The sequence below is a fragment of the Terrihalobacillus insolitus genome (assembly GCF_028416575.1).
Lineage (GTDB): Bacteria > Bacillota > Bacilli > Bacillales > Amphibacillaceae > Terrihalobacillus > Terrihalobacillus insolitus.
The window spans coordinates 1-22,533 of record NZ_JAMQKB010000005.1 but is presented as its reverse complement, the minus strand read 5'-3'; the positions used below and the strand labels follow the sequence as shown (position 1 = coordinate 22,533).

The 22,533-nt window shown below is 35.5% G+C and carries 29 protein-coding genes and 2 pseudogenes; 8 read left to right on the top strand and 23 right to left on the bottom strand.

Annotated elements, in window-relative coordinates; all coding sequences use genetic code 11:
- Positions 1-69 precede the first annotated feature (69 nt).
- From NC797_RS06940 to NC797_RS06915, 6 genes are all read right to left on the bottom strand, one after another.
- The gene (locus NC797_RS06940) at positions 70-648 is read right to left on the bottom strand and encodes a DUF6431 domain-containing protein (protein WP_272436046.1); all 579 of its coding nucleotides are present in this window, start codon (positions 646-648) and stop codon (positions 70-72) included.
- 131 nt (positions 649-779) lie between these two features.
- The gene (locus tag NC797_RS06935; RefSeq protein WP_272436045.1) at positions 780-1,100 is read right to left on the bottom strand and encodes a hypothetical protein; all 321 of its coding nucleotides are present in this window, start codon (positions 1,098-1,100) and stop codon (positions 780-782) included.
- Between the two features lie 88 nt (positions 1,101-1,188).
- Entirely contained in the window at positions 1,189-1,731 is a 543-nt protein-coding gene (locus NC797_RS06930; RefSeq protein ID WP_272436044.1) for a hypothetical protein, read from the bottom strand.
- A gap of 180 nt (positions 1,732-1,911) precedes the next feature.
- Entirely contained in the window at positions 1,912-2,475 is a 564-nt protein-coding gene (locus NC797_RS06925; protein ID WP_272436043.1) for a hypothetical protein, read from the bottom strand.
- Entirely contained in the window at positions 2,475-2,894 is a 420-nt protein-coding gene (locus NC797_RS06920; protein WP_272436042.1) for a hypothetical protein, read from the bottom strand. The genes NC797_RS06925 and NC797_RS06920 overlap by 1 nt, the downstream gene beginning before the upstream one ends.
- A gap of 16 nt (positions 2,895-2,910) precedes the next feature.
- Positions 2,911-3,096 (bottom strand): hypothetical protein, encoded by a 186-nt coding sequence (locus NC797_RS06915; protein ID WP_272436041.1) that lies wholly within the window; start codon positions 3,094-3,096, stop codon positions 2,911-2,913.
- A 609-nt stretch (positions 3,097-3,705) separates the two neighbouring features.
- Here NC797_RS06915 and NC797_RS06910 point away from each other — a divergent pair.
- Positions 3,706-4,173, top strand: coding sequence for a helix-turn-helix domain-containing protein (locus NC797_RS06910; protein ID WP_272436040.1), 468 nt, complete (start codon positions 3,706-3,708; stop codon positions 4,171-4,173).
- A gap of 12 nt (positions 4,174-4,185) precedes the next feature.
- Here NC797_RS06910 and NC797_RS06905 read toward each other — a convergent pair whose 3' ends face one another.
- From NC797_RS06905 to NC797_RS06870, 8 genes are all read right to left on the bottom strand, one after another.
- A complete protein-coding gene (locus NC797_RS06905; protein WP_272436039.1) occupies positions 4,186-4,356 on the bottom strand; it encodes an aspartyl-phosphate phosphatase Spo0E family protein in 171 nt (56 codons plus the stop codon).
- A 19-nt stretch (positions 4,357-4,375) separates the two neighbouring features.
- Positions 4,376-4,999 carry a thermonuclease family protein gene (locus NC797_RS06900; protein WP_272436038.1) on the bottom strand — a complete coding sequence of 208 codons (624 nt, stop codon included), beginning with the start codon at positions 4,997-4,999 and terminating at the stop codon, positions 4,376-4,378.
- A gap of 141 nt (positions 5,000-5,140) precedes the next feature.
- Positions 5,141-5,455 carry a hypothetical protein gene (locus NC797_RS06895; protein ID WP_272436037.1) on the bottom strand — a complete coding sequence of 105 codons (315 nt, stop codon included), beginning with the start codon at positions 5,453-5,455 and terminating at the stop codon, positions 5,141-5,143.
- A 176-nt stretch (positions 5,456-5,631) separates the two neighbouring features.
- The gene (locus NC797_RS06890; RefSeq protein WP_272436036.1) at positions 5,632-6,624 is read right to left on the bottom strand and encodes a helix-turn-helix domain-containing protein; all 993 of its coding nucleotides are present in this window, start codon (positions 6,622-6,624) and stop codon (positions 5,632-5,634) included.
- 243 nt (positions 6,625-6,867) lie between these two features.
- On the bottom strand, positions 6,868-7,179 hold the full coding sequence (locus NC797_RS06885; RefSeq protein ID WP_272436035.1) for a hypothetical protein: 312 nt from the start codon (positions 7,177-7,179) through the stop codon (positions 6,868-6,870).
- 15 nt (positions 7,180-7,194) lie between these two features.
- Positions 7,195-7,473 (bottom strand): DNA-entry nuclease, encoded by a 279-nt coding sequence (locus NC797_RS06880; RefSeq protein WP_272436034.1) that lies wholly within the window; start codon positions 7,471-7,473, stop codon positions 7,195-7,197.
- A 53-nt stretch (positions 7,474-7,526) separates the two neighbouring features.
- On the bottom strand, positions 7,527-7,844 hold the full coding sequence (locus NC797_RS06875) for a hypothetical protein (protein ID WP_272436033.1): 318 nt from the start codon (positions 7,842-7,844) through the stop codon (positions 7,527-7,529).
- Between the two features lie 207 nt (positions 7,845-8,051).
- Entirely contained in the window at positions 8,052-8,468 is a 417-nt protein-coding gene (locus NC797_RS06870) for a hypothetical protein (RefSeq protein WP_272436032.1), read from the bottom strand.
- 325 nt (positions 8,469-8,793) lie between these two features.
- On the opposite strand from NC797_RS06870, the gene NC797_RS06865 reads away from it, so the two are divergent.
- From NC797_RS06865 to NC797_RS18430, 6 genes and pseudogenes are all read left to right on the top strand, one after another.
- Entirely contained in the window at positions 8,794-9,972 is a 1,179-nt protein-coding gene (locus NC797_RS06865; RefSeq protein WP_272436031.1) for a tyrosine-type recombinase/integrase, read from the top strand.
- Between the two features lie 59 nt (positions 9,973-10,031).
- Positions 10,032-10,187: a hypothetical protein gene (locus tag NC797_RS06860; protein ID WP_272436030.1), complete on the top strand. Its 156-nt coding sequence runs from the start codon at positions 10,032-10,034 to the stop codon at positions 10,185-10,187.
- A gap of 113 nt (positions 10,188-10,300) precedes the next feature.
- Positions 10,301-10,738 carry an HTH domain-containing protein gene (locus NC797_RS06855; protein ID WP_334313221.1) on the top strand — a complete coding sequence of 146 codons (438 nt, stop codon included), beginning with the start codon at positions 10,301-10,303 and terminating at the stop codon, positions 10,736-10,738.
- Between the two features lie 26 nt (positions 10,739-10,764).
- Positions 10,765-11,088: an IS3 family transposase gene (locus tag NC797_RS18440; protein WP_417168693.1), complete on the top strand. Its 324-nt coding sequence runs from the start codon at positions 10,765-10,767 to the stop codon at positions 11,086-11,088.
- Positions 11,049-11,180, top strand: a pseudogene (locus tag NC797_RS18435) (IS3 family transposase); the annotation flags it as partial. The gene NC797_RS18440 and the pseudogene NC797_RS18435, both read left to right, overlap by 40 nt.
- Positions 11,129-11,389, top strand: coding sequence for an IS3 family transposase (locus NC797_RS18430; protein ID WP_417168692.1), 261 nt, complete (start codon positions 11,129-11,131; stop codon positions 11,387-11,389). The pseudogene NC797_RS18435 and the gene NC797_RS18430, both read left to right, overlap by 52 nt.
- Here the strand turns inward: NC797_RS18430 and NC797_RS06850 are convergent.
- From NC797_RS06850 to NC797_RS06815, 8 genes are all read right to left on the bottom strand, one after another.
- Positions 11,313-11,495, bottom strand: a complete 183-nt coding sequence (locus NC797_RS06850) for a hypothetical protein (RefSeq protein ID WP_272436028.1) — start codon at positions 11,493-11,495, stop codon at positions 11,313-11,315. The two genes, NC797_RS18430 and NC797_RS06850, sit on opposite strands and share 77 nt — an antisense overlap.
- 413 nt (positions 11,496-11,908) lie before the next feature.
- Positions 11,909-13,795, bottom strand: coding sequence for a TRAP transporter permease (locus NC797_RS06845; protein ID WP_272436027.1), 1,887 nt, complete (start codon positions 13,793-13,795; stop codon positions 11,909-11,911).
- A complete protein-coding gene (locus NC797_RS06840; protein ID WP_272436026.1) occupies positions 13,792-14,676 on the bottom strand; it encodes a DUF1932 domain-containing protein in 885 nt (294 codons plus the stop codon). Before NC797_RS06840 ends, NC797_RS06845 begins: the two co-directional genes overlap by 4 nt.
- Positions 14,677-14,707: 31 nt before the next feature.
- Positions 14,708-15,691: a TAXI family TRAP transporter solute-binding subunit gene (locus tag NC797_RS06835; protein ID WP_272436025.1), complete on the bottom strand. Its 984-nt coding sequence runs from the start codon at positions 15,689-15,691 to the stop codon at positions 14,708-14,710.
- Positions 15,678-16,394, bottom strand: a complete 717-nt coding sequence (locus tag NC797_RS06830) for a 4-carboxy-4-hydroxy-2-oxoadipate aldolase/oxaloacetate decarboxylase (RefSeq protein WP_272436024.1) — start codon at positions 16,392-16,394, stop codon at positions 15,678-15,680. Before NC797_RS06830 ends, NC797_RS06835 begins: the two co-directional genes overlap by 14 nt.
- Entirely contained in the window at positions 16,395-17,120 is a 726-nt protein-coding gene (locus NC797_RS06825; RefSeq protein WP_272436023.1) for a PIG-L deacetylase family protein, read from the bottom strand.
- 30 nt (positions 17,121-17,150) lie between these two features.
- Complete coding sequence (locus NC797_RS06820) at positions 17,151-18,062, bottom strand: DUF6282 family protein (protein ID WP_272436022.1); 912 nt, start codon at positions 18,060-18,062, stop codon at positions 17,151-17,153.
- Positions 18,063-18,077: 15 nt separating this feature from the next.
- Positions 18,078-18,737, bottom strand: coding sequence for a GntR family transcriptional regulator (locus NC797_RS06815; RefSeq protein ID WP_272436021.1), 660 nt, complete (start codon positions 18,735-18,737; stop codon positions 18,078-18,080).
- A gap of 144 nt (positions 18,738-18,881) precedes the next feature.
- Between NC797_RS06815 and NC797_RS06810 the strand changes: the two are divergent.
- Positions 18,882-20,564 (top strand): annotated as a pseudogene (locus tag NC797_RS06810) (IS1634 family transposase); the annotation flags it as partial.
- A gap of 514 nt (positions 20,565-21,078) precedes the next feature.
- Here NC797_RS06810 and NC797_RS06795 read toward each other — a convergent pair.
- On the bottom strand, positions 21,079-22,332 hold the full coding sequence (locus NC797_RS06795; protein ID WP_272436017.1) for a coiled-coil domain-containing protein: 1,254 nt from the start codon (positions 22,330-22,332) through the stop codon (positions 21,079-21,081).
- Positions 22,333-22,533 lie beyond the last annotated feature (201 nt).

Below are 22,533 nucleotides of genomic sequence, written 5' to 3'. Positions count from 1 at the left end.
GTTTGAAGGATGGCCGGCCACCCGATAATTCTAGTGTACATAAACCGTTCGACAATCTCCATGAAAACTCTATGTGGAATGGACTTCATCATTCTGATATAATGAAGGAGCCATGAAATAATTTGAAAATGTGTCCGTTGACTTTCGTAAGAAAGTGGATTCGCCAAAATCTTGGATCATCTTCAATAATTTCTTGGCTTTTTTTATGCTTTCCTCCGGTATTGAATCAAGATTACCGGATTTACGAAAGAATTGTAATATCCAGTTTTGATGCTTTTCACAAGCATACCTCTTGAAATAGTAGGTAGCACGCTGGCGAATTCCCTCTGTTAACGGTACACCTTCTATTTTCTTATCTATTAGTTCAACGATAGAAGGTAAAGGAAATTGAAAGTAGGGAATGATGAAGTCAGGTAATACCGAATAAGTCTGTCTACATTTTGGATTTTGGCAGATGTAACGACAAACCACAATATTCACAAATTTCTTTTCAGACAGGACAAACACATAGCGTTCATAAAAACCATGCCGGTAAAGCTTTTTCTGAATCCCACATTCCTCACAACACGAATAACTAGGAAAATCATTCCCTTTCTTTTTTGAGACATATTCTTTTATCCCCTCTTTAAAATGATGAATCTTTAGCAAATTAAACACCCTCCCGAGATACTTTGCCAAAACTTTAGCACATTATCACAGAAGGGTGAATATGAAATTCTGGATTATTTTGAAAATAATTGTTGTTTTTAGGGGGAATAAAGTGCCAGTTTACACCAATATTAATGATCAACTTTTTTCATTTTCTCGCATTCTGTAATCAAATCATGAATTTGTTTTTCGTAATACCTAACCTCTTGTGGACTATCTGCATCCATCATATATTCTTTCAATTCCACAAAACGCTTCAAATCTTGTTCAGTACATCCATTCGTTCTATTTTCCATAGCACCTACTTCAGTACCCCTTATATTATCTATTTCATCCAACACACGATGAATCCTATCTTTGTAATATCGAACTTCTCTTGGAGATATAGCCTCTAGTAGTTGTTCTTTTAGCTTTATCACTTCTTCTAGTAATTGCTTTTTACTTCTGACCATGAACCCACCTCCAAATTTTCTTTATTAATAAGGGTATTGGATTATATGCTGGGTAATACCCAATGAACAAATTCTTCGCAACTGTTCATTACCTGGTTTGGACTAATTTACCATTTACTAATTCAAAGTTAGCTAATAGTTCAGGTTTATTTTTTTCAAGTAAGTGACTACTATCATGAATTTCTATAAGATGACCGAATGCTTCAAAGGCTCTTTCTTTAGTATTTTTTGCATTTACTTTAGTTTGGTCAAATATTAGATGAAGTTCAATTTCATCTAAATGAAAAGCGCATTTATTATAAACAATAAACTCATTTTCTCTAGAATCATGTATTTGTGAAAAATCAATATTTTCGAATTTTCGTTTATAAATATACTCTGTTATCTCCTTGTTTTCAAGGAACCATTTTGAGTTGCCGTAAGGAACTTCTATTGAGTTAGCTATGCCATTAGGGAGCTTGAACACAACAGGTCCGAAGTTGCAGGGATATAATTTATCTGCTGAGAAAGAGACATAACTGTGTACATGATGTTCGAAAGCTTTTTTACCTCTAAATAAGCCTTCTTCTAAAATTTGTTTCGCTTTTTTAATATCTGTACCATGGTATAGAGTTGTTAAATTGCTTGTCATAAAATTCTCCTTTTGGCCCATTTTGTTTAAACCATTAACCATTTATTTCATTCTAAACACTCCATAGCTTCATGGCACGGACAAGGGATATAAAACTTTATTAATTCATATATGCTTTTTACTACCTATTAATATTTTACCATATAAGTGGTAAATATAACTCTCCAGGAAAAACGAAACTCATAATTTATTAATAATGGTGCTCACAACATTTCTTGTGTTCCCTTTAGAGTATTCTATGAGGAAGTCTAAAAGGATCAATTCCAGTAAGGATTCCAATTGAAACATATGATTTGGATAAATATTAGTTAAATCGCTTAGTAATACCTCTCCTCTTAGCGCTGCACTTCTTTCAATGCTAATCTTCACTTCCTGGCATATCCCCTCTTGCTCGATTTCATATTCACAGTCATTATGCCTTATGGTAGGTTTCTTCTTACTTCTAACCTTTAAACGATTATATAGCGCGTCAAAATTTTCATTTTTCCTTACCTCATCCAAAAAGTCCTTGAATAAAATATCAGTCAGTTCGGATAAAGTAAACTTTTCCTCAAACTCGCCTACAATCGTAACGTCTTCACACAATATATTGACTCTGAAAAGTGACCTGGAAGGAATGTTGATTTTTAAAACAACCTTTTTGGTCTTGGTAAGAACATAAAATAAGCGATCTACAAAACGAGTGCTTTCGATACGTTCAATCTCACTATTTAATAGTTCCAGTTGGCTATATGTACGCCCCATTAGACCGCACCCCCCCTTTCTTGTCTTAATACATTAACCAAAATACGATGTGTAGCTTGGCGAATACTACAATCCCATTCAGCAGATAAACGTACTACTTCCCTATGCTTTTCTTTGGACAATTTTACATGGACATAATATTTTTCTTCTGGATATTCTTCTGCCATCAAAAATTCAATATACGGACGGGATATCGAATCTTCTACAAGTACACTGGCAAACTGAGTACTACTTAATTTCTGTGAATAACCTAATAGCTTCAGTTGCTTTTTTTCCCCTAAAGACACCGGCACTTTAATATCCTTCTTTTTATCACTTCGCTCCTTTCTCTTTGACCTGGGTTGATTCAAATACTCATGTGGAATGTTGTAAGTCTTTTTTTTCCTCATTTTAGAGAACATAGGATTTAAATTAGTCAAAAGCTTTTCCTCCACTCTACAGAAAAATTTTAAAAGCCCCGTTTGTATCACTACGATAGATTGGTGATTTCCGACTATACCTTTCCTTTAAGATTAGCCACTTTATAAAGCCTGAAAAGTTGCCTTGCGATATAGCATAGTTATACGCTTCAAGATCATCAGCATTTTCTAAATTGAATTTGATACTCTTTACCTTGTCCATAAAATTCCCCTCTTCAAAAGGTTTACGTTACTACCATATGCTAAAATAAAATATAAATTACTAAATCTATAATCAATTTTGTTTGTAAATACTGAACAGGAAGTCCATAATAAAAAACAAACTATCTTTTTATCAGTTTGTTTTAGGGCTTATTTATTTATTTAGTTTTAATTAAAGGAGATTAAATAAAATGGGTGGATGAGACATCATTATTTTAGTGATTTTTTCGTTATCTTTTTTATATCTTGTGTTCACTATGGCTATATTGCTCTGTAATTACTGGAATGCTAACGGAAGACCGATGGGGAAAAAATATTTTACTTCGTGGTTTATGGTAATTTCAAGTGCATCTTTAATGGCTTGGAAATTCAATACAGATTATATCTTGCCGCTAATCTTTATTATGTTTTTTTTAATATATACTTATTTACCATCAATGCTCACATCTTTTAGTACCAAGTTCTTAAATAGAAATAAACTATAACTTTTTTCCTTTATCAATAGAAGAGTCCAATTTTTGCTCTTTGGATTTCTTTTTGGCTATCATAATTTACACCTTCCTCAAATGTTATGTATCAGCATTTTGTCCATTTCAAAGGAGGTATATACATGGATAAAGTACAGTTTACTGTTGAAGTAACAAAAGAAACTGCAGCATCCATTCAAGAAATTGTAAATCATCAAAATATGAGATTAAAATTCGGGTCTCGAAAAGGGGATAAAATAACAGAGGAAGATGTTATTAAAGCGGCTCTTTCGGACTATCTGGATTTATTTAATTCATCTAAAAACGTTAAATCTCTCTTAAGCATCATCCTAGAACAAGAAGGATTTTCATCCTATCATATAAAAAACCGCTTCAAAGAAATAATGAAGCGGAAAGGACTACAACAAGTAGATATAGTGAACATGACCGGTATTAGCAAAACTAATATCTCACAAATTTTTAACAACAAATACCCTCCTGGTTTGGACCTGTTCTTTAGAATATGGGTAGCCTTAGACTGTCCTCCATTAAATGAGGTTATTTATCTTGACTATATTCCCGAATCAGCAACCCCCAAAGAAGATGATTAAGAGTCTTGGCTCTTAATTTTCCTTCTGATATATATTAATAAGCTTGTCTAGTCTTTTACTCTCTTGTATTGTCTTGTGGTGTGTCAAACCATACTTCATTCCCTTGCGGATCATCAACTTTCTGCTTCGTTCTATTTCACTCTTTAATACCCTGGGGGAAGAATAAGTATCATAAATAACCACTATAACAACCCTTTCTTAATTAAAATGCAATATCATATAGACCAGAGATATCTTGGTTTTCGATAAGCTCCCAAATCTGAATAATGTCGTTTAGGTTCAATTCCTCTAGACTTATCTCCCCATTCTTTTCTACCACGCTCATATCGAACCCGTTGTTAGTGACATAGCCTGGTATAGAGTGAATATTTAACTCATCGACTCTTGCTTTTTCTTCAGCTGCTGTATACTGCTTGATAAACGAATAGTCGTCAAAAAGATAGGCTGTTCTAGCCAATCCTGTTTCTAATAGAGATAATTGAACGCTCTTTCCATCGGATGTGAATACATGTGCAAGAAGACGCTCATATTTATCCTGGAATGCCTTTGAATCCATCATCAACAACACTTTCTTATCCTTTAGCAATTGCTCTACAAGCGCTTTACCCTCTTTACCATATAATTGATTTTTACCTTTAGTAATTTCAGGTGCATCTACGGCAATAAATCTGACAGTAACGTCAGAGGGCAATCCAGACAATCGTTGTTTAAGCTCCGGATCGTTAACGTATTCTAGATTAAGGTTTCTTATATCAATGGTATCGCCGTCTGTTATTTGCTTAACATCTGCTATTATCCAATTACCCTCTTTAAGAGCTACATTCAACTCTTTAACTCCCTCTTCCGGACTTTTCTTAAGGTCAACACTCTCATTCGAGTCATAAGAAGGTTTTGGGATGGAAGTACAAGCAGATAAAAGAAGTGCCAGAATGAATATTATTATAGTTCTAGTTATTTTCATTAGATATCACTTTCCATCACCTATATTTAGTTCAATTTCTTGATTGCTTATTTTCGCAATATACTCTAAGCACTTTATCACTGGGTATTGTACAAGCGTATCCTTCTGCCCAAATACAACTCCTTTGGACTTTAATATTTGCAGGAGTTTTTCTACTGTTAAATCCTTTTGCTGCACCCTATTAAAATAGTTTAGGACTATCTTTTTCCATTCCCACCCCGGAGAAAGAATAAAAGCTTCCCCCTCTACAGAATGATTTAATACCATTTCAATTTTTTCATTTTTCTTCCTGGCCTCTAATTGTTGAGAGGTTCTATTCAATGTTATTTCTCCTTTCTGAACAGAAAAAAGCCCAAAATGAGGTTTCGGCACTACATACCGAAATCACTTTGGGCTTTTGCCTGAAATATTCGTTTTTCTTATATTCGATATTACCATATATTTGATAATTGTCCACTAACAAACGAAAATTCTACTTGAAAAAAGACTATTTTCATTTACTCTTCCCCTATTTTATATTGATACATCTTTTCTTGTAAAAGACCTAATACATATTTCTCTAATGTGATACCTTGCTTATCAGCTGCATCTTTTAGATCTTCTTTTAGCTTTGTAGGAATAGGAACAACTAAAGGCTCTATTTCACTATCTATTAAGACCCCATTATGGCGGACAGATACAGTTCCTCTTTTAATGTGATCTTTTAAAATTTTGATTTCATGTGGGTTAGTTGATTCTACAATACTTGATAACAAAACTGGCTTCACTTCTAAATCCATAATCCCATCGTTTACAGTCAACCTTATATTTTTGAAGCCAATCTCTCTATAAAACATCTCTATTATGTCGAAAATTGGAGAAGAAATATGATTTGGTAAATGGAATTGAAAATAAGCATATCCCCGCTTTGTTATATACTTTTTCTCCTTGAAAGTTTCTACCCTGGTAAAACCTTCGTTCTCCAAATTAGATAAAGGAATTGTTCTCCCTTCCTCTGTCACTACCTTTCCTTTATCACCATCTAAATCCATAATCCTACCTAAAATAGACTCTTCTTTATTCTGCATTCGTTGGAACAAAAAATATTTTTTATCCTTAGTAAAAAACTGCTTCTTTTCGCGATTCTTTTGAAAAGTGTTATGTTCTTTAAAAGACTCGAGTTCTGCTTCGCTAATAAAGTATAATTCTCTTCCCATGTAAAGTTGCTTAGTTGCACTTAATATTCCCTGGTTAATATAAGAAGCTACCGTCGTAGGATGAACCCCCAATTCTTTAGCAACCTCGCCTGTTGTGAGACCCGGCTTAGTAAGACTTTCCTTTACTTGTTCAACATCTTCCGGCCTAAATAGAAGTGTTTCATCAATCTGCCATTTGTCTTCGTACACTGGCCTTAACTTTTTTTCTTTCACGTATTTATAGATGGTTGGGACAGATACGTTTAATTCTTCTGCTACTTGCTTTGTTGTAAGATACTTCCCGTTAATTGACATATAAAATAGACCCCTTCTCTCCGATATGGCCACTATCTACTTCAAACGATCTTATAAACCTTATCCAAACTGTCAATTGTAGTTCCCCTATCTTATTTTGATTTATATTTCATAATATCCTTTGATATATATATATAGTTAACACACTAATTATATAGTAGAAATCCGTATTATAAAAAGATATTATCCACCCCTTTCAAGAACACATGAAAAGGATGGATAATAGAATGGAATTTTAATTATTTATACAGCATATATTGTTTCATTGCCGTTGGAAAGGTATGTTCCCGCTTCAAGACACATTTGTTTAACTTCATCCTTCAATTTTTGAATATCAGGGTTCTCTAAAATAGATTTTTTGATCGTTTGTTTTTTAATCACCACATCATCGCCGATAACCAATTTAACTTCCACGTTATTTGAAAGACTTAAAGCGCATTCTTGAATCCGCAAACCCATTGGATAGTGAGTTAAAAAGTGAGTCCTGATATTTACACTGTTGCCTTCACCAAACCTAACCTTGTTCACTACCGTTTTTTTAATTGATACGTTCATCTTCGTCATCTCCTTTTATAACCAATGTTTGTTGAGATTTTTGTAATGCTCATATAGGTTGTTCTTTTTTAAAATATGGATCTTCTGAACAATAGATTTAGGTGGTCTACCTAATGCTAATGACATAAGCTCCACGCCATCTATTTCATAATACTTACACAGATATTCACAATCGGAATCGCTATATTTTTTCATATGGTTAGGGTGAAAATAAGGATGATACATCATCCAACCATTATCGTAATACTGAATTGGTATATGTTCTGTTAGTAGTTCTTGGAGCGGCTCATTCATAGCAAACCCTCCATCCTTTATTCCTTATCGCAATAAATACAGGTGCTTTCCGCCTATGGTTCTATTGATATTTTTGATTCAATCGAATCTGGTAACTGTCCATTTTCAAATAGTTGGTATATCTTAATCGCAACCCCTTTAAATAGATTCAAAGTTAAATCTTCTAAAGTTGCCTTTTGATATCCATCTACTAAATGGATGATCTCAATTGGGTAAGACACTGTGTTTATTTTCTTTTCATTGTTTATTTCAATGAATGACACCTGAATAATGTCTTGTTTTCGTCTTATTTCCGTAAAATTTTTATATGGAGAATCGGAAGAGAAATACGTTACTCCCTCTTCCATTTCTCCAAAGTGTAATTCCTTCATATAATCCTCCTATCCGGTTTACTATCCCGATTAGGTTCTTCTTTTAAAAGCCTATACAATCCATTCTTGTCATAGTCTGCTAGGATGCTCTGAAAAGCTTTTCTACTATTAATTTGGCCACCCTTTTTTTTCGAGCAAGAGAAGGTACCCTCCACCCTTTAAAACATACCTTAACCTTTCATCTGAAACATTCTTTCTTAAAGTTTTTTAACTTGTGCCAAGTAATTGATAGCAGTATTCGTTATACCAACCGTAAGACTTTAATACTGACCATATAATCTCATCAAGGTCCATGTATTTGTCGTGGTTATGAGTCCACTTCCCCCCTTTTCTGATAACATATCCTAATACCCGTAAATCTTTATCGGAATAAAATGGGTCTCCCAAAGCTATATTCGTCCCCTGAATCTCCTGGGAAGGATTTTGCTTTGAAATGTAAATATTACCTTTGTAATGCTGATAAGTTACGTCATACGGACCTTTTATTTCCTTTGAGGATTCTAAATGCTTCTTCTCACAAGATATACAAAGGTCTAAATCATAATCAATAATGTTTACATCTCCTTCATCAAAGTTCCTACCACAAACTGAACAAGTAATAATTGTTTCATCAACATGTTCCATTATGTACTAGCCTCCCTTCTAAAATGCTCTATTGTAAAAGGAAAGGAAAAATATACCTTTCACATATATACTATAACAGTATATATGTATATTGTCTATTAATTAATTATATATTCATATATTTATTTATATATTACCAAATATATAACAGTATAAAGATAATAGACAAATAATCTATTTTTCTAGTATAATGATATATATATAGGTTAATAATGTATAATTACACTGTCGTATAATATTTATAATTAACAACATATTTATCTATTTAGTTTATTGCTCTAAGCTTTAAATAAGATATTACTATATGGAATTGGAGGATATATATATGGATATGATAACAATTAAAAACAATGAAATGGCTCAGTTTAAAGAAGTATATAACGTCATAAATATTCATGAAAAAGAAAGTATTAAAAACCTTGTACAGGTAATGTCCAATAAAGACTATTTGGAAAAAATGTTAGATGTAATTGATTATGAGGATGAGGATGAAGAAGATTATTCCCAATTTAATGATTTAGAAATGATTTATTTATTTGTTCACCAGGAGAAAGATCAGGACGAAAATAAAAACCGAGTCGAAGATACAAAAAGAGAATACTTACGCGAATTATTGTGGATATACCACCTTTTCGCTGCTAACGGATCTCTATTTGATTTTGACTCCGATAAATTGGACGTTTTTACCCTTCTAAACAGCATTAAGAGAAGGAATATCCGCAATTTCCAATCCTGGTTAAAAAAAGCACCTTTAGGAAAAGGGAAAAAGCCATATTCCGTAGCAACGATTTCAAGAAAAACAGGTCTGTTCAAATCTTTTTTACAATTCCTTTACTCCAAAGGATATATTCTGCATCCTATCCATGACGCTTTCAAGAGCGTAAACATTCATAAGCGGGATAGACCCAATAGGGATATTAATTCGGGAGAGGTACTTCAATTAATAAACTACTATAAGGATCACCCCATCATTTATAGTTTGTTATCCGTATTTGTCACTACTGGCCTTCGCGTCAGAGAATTGTGCACGGCAAGAATTTGTGACCTTACTTATGAGGAACAAGCGTACTGGTTAGAGGTAACAGGAAAAGGGAATGAAAAAAGAGAGGTTTTAATTCATCCGAATGTTTTTGATACAATCGTTAAGTGCAGAAAAAGAAGAGGGTTAGATACTGTTTTAAGTAAAGAAGATACTTTCCCTATTTTTGTCACGTCAAAACACAATCCCTACTCCTATAAGTATCTGTCCAACTATCTAACACAAGCTATCCAAAAAACAGGATTTGACTTCATAAAGCATAGAGAAAGCATAATATCACCACATACACTAAGACACGGATTCGCTATTATTAGCGCGGAAGAAGGAGCAGATGTTTTCCGGATCATGCAAGCCCTTGGCCATCAAAAGATTGAAACTACCATGATATACTTAGAAAAGCATTTAGCTAGGAAGAATAATGCTGCTCACAACTGGAAAAACTCATCTATTATAAAATCTATATAATTTTTAAAGTCCGTTAAGTGTTTTTACTGGTACACCATGATATAAAGGAGCAAGAAAGTATGGGAATATTAGAAGTTGCTAGAGAAAATAAATTAAACCTGGAAGAGGCTAAGCAAGATGAATTAGTAAGAGAGCATTTGCATAACTTAATCCAAAAAGGTTTAGTGGAACAGAGATGGCATAAGTACAGATTAATAAAAAACTACCTTCTCTAAATAAACTGGACCCTATAAAATAGACACGGATAAAAAACTACCTATCCGTTCTGTTTTATAGGGTTCTTTGTCGTATACTTATTTTATAATAATTATAAGCGGGAGTTGATCACATGGGCGTGCATTATTTTTCGGATAAACAGATAGAAAAACTAAGAAGGAATCCTTATGTGGATAAGGTTTCCAACAAAGATATTACGTATTCTGAAGCCTATAAGCAACATTTCATGCATGAATTAGATCAAGGGAAGTTTCCTACACAAATCTTTAGAGAAGCAGGGTTTGATACACAAGTAGTAGGGAAACAAAGAATTAAAAGTTTTTCTAACAGGATACGAAAAATGGCGGATAGAATAGAAGGTTTTACAGATCTACGTACGCAACTTTCTGGACGCCGTCAAACGAAAGAGCGTGCTCCTGATGAAGAAATCGCCTATCTCCAACATCAAGTCGCTTTACAAAAACAACAAATTGATGCTTTAAAAAAAATGAATTTTATCAATCGCAAAGCAACCAAAGCTTTTCCCAAGAAAAATATCAACTCATCCTAACATTAACGGAAAGAGATCAAAACCTCTTGAATATCAAGTGGTTATGTGACATTGCTCAGGTTTCTCGTTCAGGCTATTATTCATGGCTGGGACAGGAAGAGAAGCGTAAGGAGCGAGAGAAACAAGATCGCACTGATTTTGAATTGATTCTAGAAGCCTATCAATATCGTGGATATGCCAAGGGATCAAGAGGCATCTATATGCGTTTGCTTCAAACAGGAATCGTCATGAACCGCAAGAAGATTCAACGACTGATGAATAAATATAACCTCGTATGTCCGATTAGAAAACCTTATCCTTATCCGACTAGGGCGTACACTATACCAGTATGCAATTTCAATCGCTACTGAATGATAAAGAATTACGGCAATCCATGTCACGTCGAGGGAATTGTTGGGACAATGCACCGCAGGAATCTTTCTTTGGCCACATGAAAGACGATTTAGGGAATCTAAGCAACGTACTTACTTTTGCGGTACTTTCTATCAAATCGATGACTATATGGATTACTACAATAACGAACGCTACCAATGGGATCTCGCAAAGTTATCTCCTAATCAATATGCAGCTTTTATTAAAACGGGAGTGTGTCCTCTGGCTCCTCTGGTGAAGACGCCAGATCTGCCTGTTGTTGTTCCTCTTCAAGATTAATTTCTTGTTGGAGTCGTGCTGCATATTTTTCCTGTAATTTGTCCCATTTCCCTGGTCGAAATACGTCGTTCCATAGAAATCGGGATCGAATAGTGCCTTTACACATAAATCATACTCTAATTCGATGGATGGATGCTTTAATATCCATTTTAATTGATCAACAAGATATGATTCGGATACCATTTGATCGGCAACTTTTCGATAGGCGAGAAAGTAATCCCATTGTTCCTTTTCTGTTAAAGATTCAAAATTTCTTACCATCCAATTGGGGTAGATTCGTAACGCATGTTCATCTTGAAAAACAGAAAACTCTAATGCTTCCATACTTGATAAATAATGTTTCTTCATATTTCTAATGGATGACAAAAGCACACGCTCTAAGTTTTGAACGTGTGCTTTTGTCACCGCTCCTATGAAGCAAGCATAAGAGGTATAAGCGAAAAAAGTTAGTGGTTTTTTTCAAAGTGTCCTTGACATGGGGTCCACTTTAATGATTACTTTGAATGGTACCTTTTTATATTAAGAGTTTTCAGTTTTGACAGCCTGAACAGTGTTAGTGGTTGTTTCCGTTCTATGATTTGTCTTAGTTTCTATAAATAGTGTAACAAGATTTAGAACCAACCCTATAATACTTAAATAGAACGGTGAAGGAATCAATAGCAAGATAGCTCCAACTAATAAAATGCATTTTGTTGGAAAGCGTAAATTAACTAAGAACCATCCCATGAAGGCCATTGCTAAACTAATACATCCTAATAGAGCAGTGGATACAGCAAGAATAGTTGGCCAAAGTTCACCATTTAGTAATAGCACATCATTATAGGTGAACATAAAAGGAATAATGAACCCTGCGGAGGCTAGTTTGACAGCTTCTACCCCTGTCTTCCATACATTTGACTCAGCTAAACCTGCTGCCGCAAATACAGATAGGGCAACTGGTGGAGTAATAGTTGATAATGCTCCGTAATATAAAATAAATAAGTGTGCTGCCATTGTAGAAACGCCCATATTAACGAGTGCCGGTGCAACTAGAACAGCAAGGATCAAATATGCTGCAGATGTTGGTAGCCCCATGCCAAGTAATAGACTAGTTAACATCGTTAATATTAATGCAATTAATAGACTTCCATCCGCAAGCATTTCCAGTATTCCGCTTATTTTTATGCCTAAACCGGTCAATTGGATGATACCCATTATAGAACCGGCTACTAAACAGGCAGAAGCTATTGGCATAATACCTTTCGCCGCATTATATAAAGCGTCTAAAATGTTCTTGAACGTCATTTTAGCACGATCCTTAATAAGGCCAACTAGAAATGTTACAACTATAGAGTAAAAAGCAGCTTTTTGTGGACTGTACCCCGCTACTAATATAACAACTAGTAAAATCAAGGGAACTAAATACAACCATCCTTCTTTAAATGTCTTCCAAAATGAAGGTAATTCACTTGATGGCAATCCTTTAAAGTTATTTTTCTTAGCATTAAAATATACACTACTGGACAATGTGATAAAGTATAATAACGCAGGAATTAAAGCTGCTACTAGAATACTTGTGTACGATATCCCCGTTATCTCGGCCATTAAAAATGCAACAGCACCCATAACAGGTGGCATAATCTGTCCACCGTTCGATGCAACCGCTTCTACCGCACCCGCATAAGCTGGTTTGAAACCAACACGCTTCATTAGCGGGATGGTGAACGATCCAGTAGTAACAACATTTGCCGCACCACTTCCATTAATTGTACCCATCAACATACTAGAGAGAACCGCAGCTTGTGCCGGACCACCGGAAACCTTTCCGGCAATGGAATAAGCTAGGTTAACGAAAAAGGTACCAGCGCCCGTTATGTTCAAAATAGCACCAAACAGGACGAATAAAAAGATAAACTGTGCTGATACCAAAAGTACTTGTCCAAATAGTCCATCATTTCCCGTATACAAATATGGTGAAATTCGATCTAATGAGAAACTTGCTGTTTGAAGCATTCCAGGAAATAGATTTCCAAACATGGCGTAAAAAATAAATAGAATACTTAAAACTGGTAATATATATCCTAGTGTTCTTCGGGCAGCTTCCAAACCAATCAATAATGCAAGAATACCTAATAGTACCTCTTGAGTCGTGTAGGCACCTGCTCTAGTAACTAATTCATCTTGTACAGTTATTAGATAGAATACGAGGTACCAATTAATTAAAATCAACGCATAATCTACTATACGAAGGCTTTTTATCTTTAAGGGTTTTAACAAAAATATGATGGTTGCTATAGCCCCCCAGTGGAAGGAAGATTGGAAATAGCTAGGTAATATACCAAAGGATGCAGTATATAAGTGAAATCCAGCTAGTAGTAGGGACACAAACAAGATAATATTCTTTGTGTTTATAATAGGATTACTCAAGTCGATACCTCCATTCCATCCAGAACTTTAATGACTTCCATTAAGTCATCAGGGGGTCGATAGTCAAAATAGGCTGCTAGATGTTGCTCTGATATTTGTTTTAATTTTTCCTTCGTTGCATTTGATAGTGTACTATCTACTTGGAAACGTTCCAAAGTAGATAGTACCTCTTCCATTTCTGCTACTCTTCTTTCCGAATGGATGGCAGTTCTTGTAATTAGGTTATTGGCAAGCTTTTTAAATTCAGTCGCGTCTATTGTATGTCCGATTGACTCCATTATTTCATCAACAATATCATATTTGATTCCAGCCTGTAGCGTTTCAATCGCTAGCATTGTAAACCCTTTCATAAATATGCTACGTACCATTTTGATAGCTGACGAACCACCAGGTTGGTCACTAATGACTTTAAAATCCATATTAAGGGCCTTACCAAAGGTGAAAAATTCCGATGCACCACTTCCACTTAATAGCATGGGAACCTTGTGTCCATATGCGGGTACAGAACCCATAACAGCTACATCTACGAATGAAACATTTTTTTCCGACAAGATCTTCTCAATTTCTTCTTTGACCATTGGTGATGCCGCATTCATATCTACATACGTATGATCAGGCTGTATATAAGGTAAACAATCTTGAGCTATTTTCAGCGCAATTTTCGCACTAGTTGCAGAAAGTATGATGGTGCATGATTGTGCGAGTTCCTCTAATGAAGGAAGTAATTTTACATTTGCTTGCTCAGCTCGCTCACCAATAATAGGACCTAAGTCTTTATGAGTTGCATTTATATCAAATGCATATACGTCAATATTACTTGAAAGACCTCTAGCAATATGAAAAGATGCTTCTCCAAATCCTATAAATCCCAGATTATTCATTTTTTGATCTCCTTTTCCTTTCATTTGCCAGTTATTCAGATAATACACCCTGTTCTTTGTAGTACTTTTCCGCTCCTGGATGGAAAGGAATTGGTGCCTTTGCAGCAGTTTCCAATGATATATCTTTTCCTACATTATGAACCTGTTGAAATTGCTCTACATTTTCCATTAGTGTCTTCACAATGTTATATGCTTTTTCTTCAGGCATATCTGCATGTACCATTAAAGATGTCCATAATTGAAGCGTTGAAACGTCATAGTCGATTCCGTTATACGTTCCAGCAGGGATTGTTAGTTTGTCGTAATATGGATACTCCTCCACAATTTTATCCGCAATTTCTCCATCTAGTGAGAGTAATCGAATATCACTTGTAGATGTTAAATCGATTAAACCAGCAGTCGGGATACCGGATACATAAAAAGTTGCATCCAAATCGTTATCCTGTAATTTTGTACCACCTTCATTAAAGCTTAAGTAGTAAGGCTCAATATCTTTTTCAGGATCAATTCCGTACGTTTTCAAAATGATTTTAGACATTTCTGTAATCGTAGATCCTGGAGGTCCTAGATTAACCTTTTTACCTTTTAAATCTTCATAACTTTCAATACCAGAATCAGCTTTAACAGCCATTTGTCCACCACTTAAATAAAGTGTCATTAAGGCTTTAACATCTTGCTTTTTTCCATCAAAAGGACCTGTTCCATTGTAACCAAAATATAATGCGTCCCAGTTCCCCATACCAATGTCAACACTCTTTGAATGAACTAGGCGTACGTTTTCAATTGCACCTTTTGTACCTTGAGAAACAGCGTTAACATCCGATTTGTCATTTAATAGTTTAGCCATCCCAGCTCCAACTGCGTAGTAAGTACCAGAAGAGCCACCTGTTCCAATAACAATTGAATCTCCGCCTCCATCTGATCCTCCATTAGCCTCACTAGATGAACAAGCAGACAGTAGAAACATACCAACCATAGTAATCAGTACAACAACAATCCCTCTACACTTTTTCATGTTTTGCCTCCTTTAATTCTTGAATATCCTTGTAATAAACCACATCATTATCCTTTAAAACATTACGCAAATTGTAGAAATCCAAACTGAGTTCACCACGTGCAATTCTTTCTTTTGTATTTGCTTCTTTAATCATTCGTTGCTTCGACTTTTCAATTGCAAAGTCTATATCTTCTTGCCTTATATTCACGACACCATCGTCGTCAGCAAAAATGATGTCACCTGGGTGAATGGTCGTTCCTCCGCATACAGTAGGGGCGTTAACCCAGCCTGCTCTGACCTTTGTTGTACCCTCTGAAAAAATTGCTTTTGACCATACTGGAAATCCCAATTCTCTAATTCTAGCAACGTCACGAATTCCAGCATCTATAATGACTCCCTGTACACCTCTCTTTCGCAAGGCTTCTACTATCAATTCACCAATCATTCCAGACTTACTTTCACCAACTGTTGTAATAACGAGAATATCACCTGGTTTACATGTCTCAATAGCTGCATGAATCATTAAATTGTCTCCTGCATAGCAAACTGCAGTTACAGCTGGACCACAAATAGATTGATTACTTGCAATCGGTTTCAATTCATCACTTACTAAGCCCGTTTTCCCTTGTGCCTCATACACAGTTGCCACATCAAACTGGGCAAGTATGTCAACTTTGCTTTGATCAGGTCTAGGAAAATCTTTCACTACGTATTTATTCATTTAAACCAACTCACCTCCTACATAAGGGAAAAAGCGCATAAATGATTCCGCATATTTATAGTCCTTATTTCCTGATATTCTTCTCGCATGGTTCCCCCTCATTTTTGCTCGTTCACCATAGTATTCAATTAAATGATTCTGAGCCTTGAAACACTGCATTGCCTTCTTTTTTATTTCAAAGGTATCTGTAATATCAATAATAGTATCCGGTGTAAAATTACTTATTTCCGTTTGGTGCGGTTCAAAGCCGAATATTCTTGTTTGTGTTATATTTGGAAGGCCTTCCATTCTCACACCTGCAGACACAGCCATTACACTTGCTTGGTGAACAAACTTAGCAACTGCAGGATGGTCAGGGTTAAAGGCGTCGCCAAATGCATGGGTGATAATATGATACGGCTTTACTTCTCTAATTTTCTTGGCCATTTGATCCAATCGTTCTTCATTCAAATCCATTGGGTAATCTTTATAGTCCCAAATTTCCATATCTGTTACACCGATAATTTCTGCTGCTTGTTTTATTTCTCCATATCTGATATTTTTAACGTTTTCTAATGTTTGTCCTTCTTGCTTCCAAAGATCATTCGATTCACCTCTAGCACCATAGCTTAAAATTACTAGAGATACATTCGCACCATTTTTGATATACTTTGCAATCGTACCACCAGCTCTCCATACGAAATCCGCTGCATGAGCGCTTACAATCAGAATATTTTGACTTTTCATTGTGTAATCGTCCCTTCTGAATAGATAGTGTTAAACTGTAGCTGTTTTGCCGCCTTCTACTAATTGTGCTGGGTTATCCTGTGCCATCTGCTTTACTTCATCAAATGTGAATCCATTGGCAAGCAAATTGGTGTAAAATTCTCTTAATCCTTCATCTGGATACAAGGCACTTGGTTGTCCTAGGTCCGTTGAGATAATACAATGTTCAGGACCAACATATCTAATTTGCTCATACACTTCTTCCCAAGAAATCTTTCCTGTTTTAGGTGTAGTAAAGCAATGCTCCATAAAGGCCCCTAAATCAGCTAACTCTTTTTGCTCTTCCTTTGTATAGTAAGTAGATGGAAAGTTTGGATGTGTAATAATAATATTGTTAACATGAAGTTCCTTCGCTGCCTTCACGATAGCAAAGGTTTCTTTCTTACCTAAGTGACCAGTTGCTAAAATCATGTTGTGATTAGCAATAATATCTAGTACATCCGTTACCTCTTTCTTAAAGGTGATCCCGTCTCCCTCAAACACTTTAATACTCTCCGTTGTTTTCCCTTGTTCCATTAATTCCGTTTGAAGCTTTGCCCAGAATGGTAGTTTCTTATGTTTGCCTGCTCTAAAAAAAGCCTGTTCATTTTCAGAGTCAAAGGTTGGCATCCATACAATTTTTGCTCCATCGCGGCCTGCCATTTCAACTGCTAATGGGTTAAATCCACCTACGGCATTATTCAGAACAATTGCCCCAACTGGTTTGACAGAAGGATATACCTTATGAACTAGACGGGCGCGTTCTGCAGTGCAGAAATAATGAGATTTGATTCCAAATCCCTTTATTCCTACCTTTGCAGCTCTTTCTGCTAAATCCAAATCATCAAGCTTTCTTTCTACAACGTCTGGAGCGGTATGTACATGTAAGTCATACGCTCCATCTAGTAATTTATCAACTGACATAAAATCCCTCCTATTTTAAATTAAAAATTGATAATAATTGTTAATTGTTTCTTTAACATGTGATATGTGTTCCTTTAACGCTTTTTCTGCTCTATCTTGATCTCGTTCTTTTAATGCAGTAAGGATTTCGGTATGTTCTTTCAACGAACTATCACTTCTTCCAGGGACTAAAATTGTTCGAAGGTGAAAGCGCAGTAATTGTGTTTTAATGACTAGAACCATTTGTACAGCTTGCTGATTTTTTGCTGATTCGTAAATAACCCTATGAAACTTTTTATTTAACTTGGAGTAGTCATCATATTTTTTCTTTGAAATAAGATCTTCCATCTCCTGCAGTATTTGTTCCAACTGTTCAATAGAATCATCTGATATATTTGCAGCAACTGACCTTCCAATAACTCCCTCTAATGCAAGTCGAATTTCTAGGTAGTTATTGATTTCCTCTAATGTAAATGCCTTAATCTTGGCACCTTTGTTTTTTTCCATTTCAATTAAATTTTCTTTTTGAAGAATAACTAATGCATTTCGAATAGTATTCCTACTTACTCCAATATCGGTGGCCAATTGGCTCTCTACTAATTTCTCTGAAGGTTTATAATCCCCATTCATGATCTTCTTTTTTATATACGTATAGGCCTTATCTGTTGTGTTGAGCATATTAGAAGTGGTACTCAAAATCGTTCACCTCCCTTGAGCAAAATTGTTGAACAATATTTACTACAATCTCACTCTACCATTTGCTTTCGAACACGTCAATAATTTTCTGCATATTTTATTTAAAATTAAATATGTGAATTGTAAGATGTATTAATATAAACAATTTCGAAAAAAGTAACCATCCGCAGAAGCGGAAAAACCTATAATTATTATAAAATCGTTACTTCCTATCGCGATAAAGATGGCAAACCAAAGCACCGCGTGGTCCAAAATCTTGGGGCGCTTTCCGAAGAAGACGCTGATCGAATGCGGTTGATCATTAAGTCGCAACAGCACTCAGAATTGGTTTATGTCGTAGTGACAAACCATTGGCTCTATCTTCCAGTTATGGTTCTGCACGCTTTATGGAAAAAACTCGAATTGCATCACTTCTTCTCCCATTCCATACTTGCTGAAGCACTTGTATTGAACCGCTGTATCAAGCCGTTGAGTAAAATTAATGTAGTCGATTGGATGCGTTCAACGGTGTTGCCAGGCCTCTATGACGATGCCATTATTCCTGATAATTATTCCATTTACCGGGAGCTTGACCACCTGAACTTTCGTGAACCGGAGCTTCAGACACACATCTATAATCAGTTGGCAAACCTTGATCATTCCATGGAAGAAGCGATGTTCTATGATATCACCTCTACCTACATGGAGGGCAGTAAGTGTGTTATTTCTAAATTTGGATATTCCCGCGATCACCGGCCGGATCGGGAACAAGTTGTCATTGCTTTATTAGTGACTCCCCAAGGCTCACCTTTTTATTGGAAAGTGCTTGATGGAAATACACAGGATGTCACGACCCTTCCCTGGTTGATTAACGAATTAAAAGAGCGTTTTTCCCTAAAGACCTGCCACTTGGTGTTTGACCGCGGGATGGTCTCTCAAGATCATCTGAATCTATTGGAAGGCGAAGAAATGACCTACTTATCCGCGATGGATAAAAATGAAATGGCGGCTCATCCGTTATTTGAACAAGTAATGCCGAAAGCTGTTACATCAGAAAACTATAACCAACTACTTATGTCACAGAACTTTGAACCAATTGATGAAAAGGAACGATTCTTTATCCGGGAAGAAAAGGTAGGGAAGCGCCGTTACCTATTTTCATTTGAGGTTTCACGTTTTTATGAGGATATCGAATCCCGTACAAATCGAATAAAACAGGCATTCACATGGATAGAAGCTGAAAATGCTAACCTATCCGCAGCTAAAAAGTCTCGGAAGAAGGAAACTACTGTAAGAAAGGTCCATCAGATGCTTTCCAAGAGAAAGCTAAAATCCATCATGAATATATCGGTTACTCCTATAGAACTTGAAATACCTAAAAAAGACGGACAGCCTCGTATCGTACATAGCTTTCAGATTAACGCTGAAGTAGACGCGGAAAAAGAAATGGAAATGCAAAAACGTGATGGGCTCACCTGTTTTATTACTAATGACACGTCCTTGTCAAAAAAATGAAGTGGTTTACAAATACCGTGCGAAAAACAAAATAGAAGAAGCTTTTAGGGAAATGAAGTCTCAACTAGCTCTACGCCCTGTTTATCTCACAAGACCTGAAAGAGTGAAGGCACATATCAGTGTATGTGTGCTAGCCTATTTATTAAGAAATACAATTGAATTACTAATACAGAAGTCGAATCAAGCTATGACGGCTAACGATGTACTTCAAAAGCTAGAAAGCTGCCAACTGAACGAAGTCGGATTTAAAAATCAACAAGCAAGTCGATAACTGCCACAGAAATGACAAAAGAACAACGTCAAATGATAGAATGGCTAGATGCTACTAAAGAAGCCTCCCCGCTATTTAGTATTGGAGCAGATGCTAGAACAGGAGGTTTTACGTGGAGTGGCGGGCATGATAGCATTTCTGTGCGTGAGCCAATATCCCTTCATATTGGCGGCTTGGCTCGTGAATCATGCCCGCCGAGGCTCCATGTCAAACCGACTATGATTCTATCTTTTTTCTTTACACCCCACACCAATTAGCGAGGAGCCCTAAAGAATTGAAACAAACAAGTGTCAAAAAGATAGTAGAAAGGCTTGAAAAAAGCATGTAGTGACAACAAGATTTCTTCTGCATGCTTCTAACCCTTGGTGCGACTGCAATTGGAATAAATTAACGCCAAACTCGGGCTACATCTAAAAAGTTGAATTCACGAAAAACACCCTTTAATTTTGTTTGCCAAGATGGATGACCGATGGATGACCACCAACTACAACGCATTTTTTAGTTGTAAACCTATCGACCATTCGTTTAAAATCGTCATCTTTTACCGTAACCTTTTCTACCTCTCTCATTTGGCTTTTAAATAAGTGTTCTCTTAGCCCTTTCAACTCTTTTTGATCCCTTTTTAGTTCTTTTATTTTCCCCTTCTTTTACCATTAAACTTTTCTTGTGTTTATTTAATTCTTCTTGAAGAACTTTCAAATTTTTAGTTAGTTCTTTATTTGTTGTAAGGAACTCCTGTTTTTGCTTTTTCAACTCTTCCCTCTTCGCTTTGAGGGACTCTTTTTCTTTAACTAAATCCTTCTTCATTTTATCAATCTCGTAATAAAATGAATCCTTCAATTGTTCAAAATACCTTTCCCTTGTATTTTTATATTCATTAATAAGGGCTGCCAGAAGAAAGCTTGATGAAGTGAGAAGTGCTTTTTCATCTTCCGATATTACTCCCTCTTCTAACGAGCTATAAAGATTTGCATAAATAGAATTTACATCTGATTTAGTTAGTTTGGTTGATTCGAGTAAATTACGACCATCCAGACCAAAATATCTAAGTAGGTTATTGTGGGCAACTAAATACCTTGATTCTCCATTTCTTTTTGTTAATCTACTAAATAATTGTTCCTTATATTCTTGCATATAATTTTGATCTAATACTTTAAGCTCTGTCTCGGTTCTAGTTTCATCTTCGAAGTTATTGTGTTCATTCCATATTTGTCTATCAAAATATTCGGAAGCTCTAAGTATCCCACTGTTGTGAATACCTAATACCTGTTTGTCCTTCTCAATCTTGACTTTATATTTCCTATAATCATCAGATATACCGATAAAACTTTCTTCAAACGAATTTTCAATCATTTTCAAGTACATCATTAGATGTTGAGCAAATGGAGAGAATGTATCAAACACCTTTTTAAAATGCACGCATAGATATACGAACACTGCGAAATGATACCTCATTCGAAAAGTATCGCCTGGTTTATTAAACCTATCATATAGAAATTCCGCATATTGACCTATGTCTATTTCTCCTTTTTGCTTCACATAATTGTAGGTGAATCTATGTGTTTTTTTAATCAAACTTAAAGTAATAATATCTTGTTCTCGTTCCTTTTCCCATAGAATAATACCGATAGATTTCTTCATTACTTCAGAATTTTCTGTTGTAAACGAAAGGAAAAGCGGATCATTATAATACTCTGATTCCTTGTAAAGTCGATAATACTCATCTTCTCTCTTTTTATATACTGAATCAATATCTATATAAGTTGTATCAGCACTGCCAAGAGAGACTATTAAAAGCTTAAAAGGGTCTATTGTACTGTTCTCAAGCATTCAGTTTCTCCCTCCCGTAGGTTAATAATTACATTACAAGTGGACTTCAAAGGAGTCAAGTGGTGACATAACACTGGTATGTCAACACTAAACTGAACAATTTTTTAAAGGAACATAAACTTGTTTATAGCTCTCTAAGTTTTAGCACTTTGTTTGAAGCTAGCGCGTGCAACTTGTCACTTGACTTTGAGCCTCTGCGGG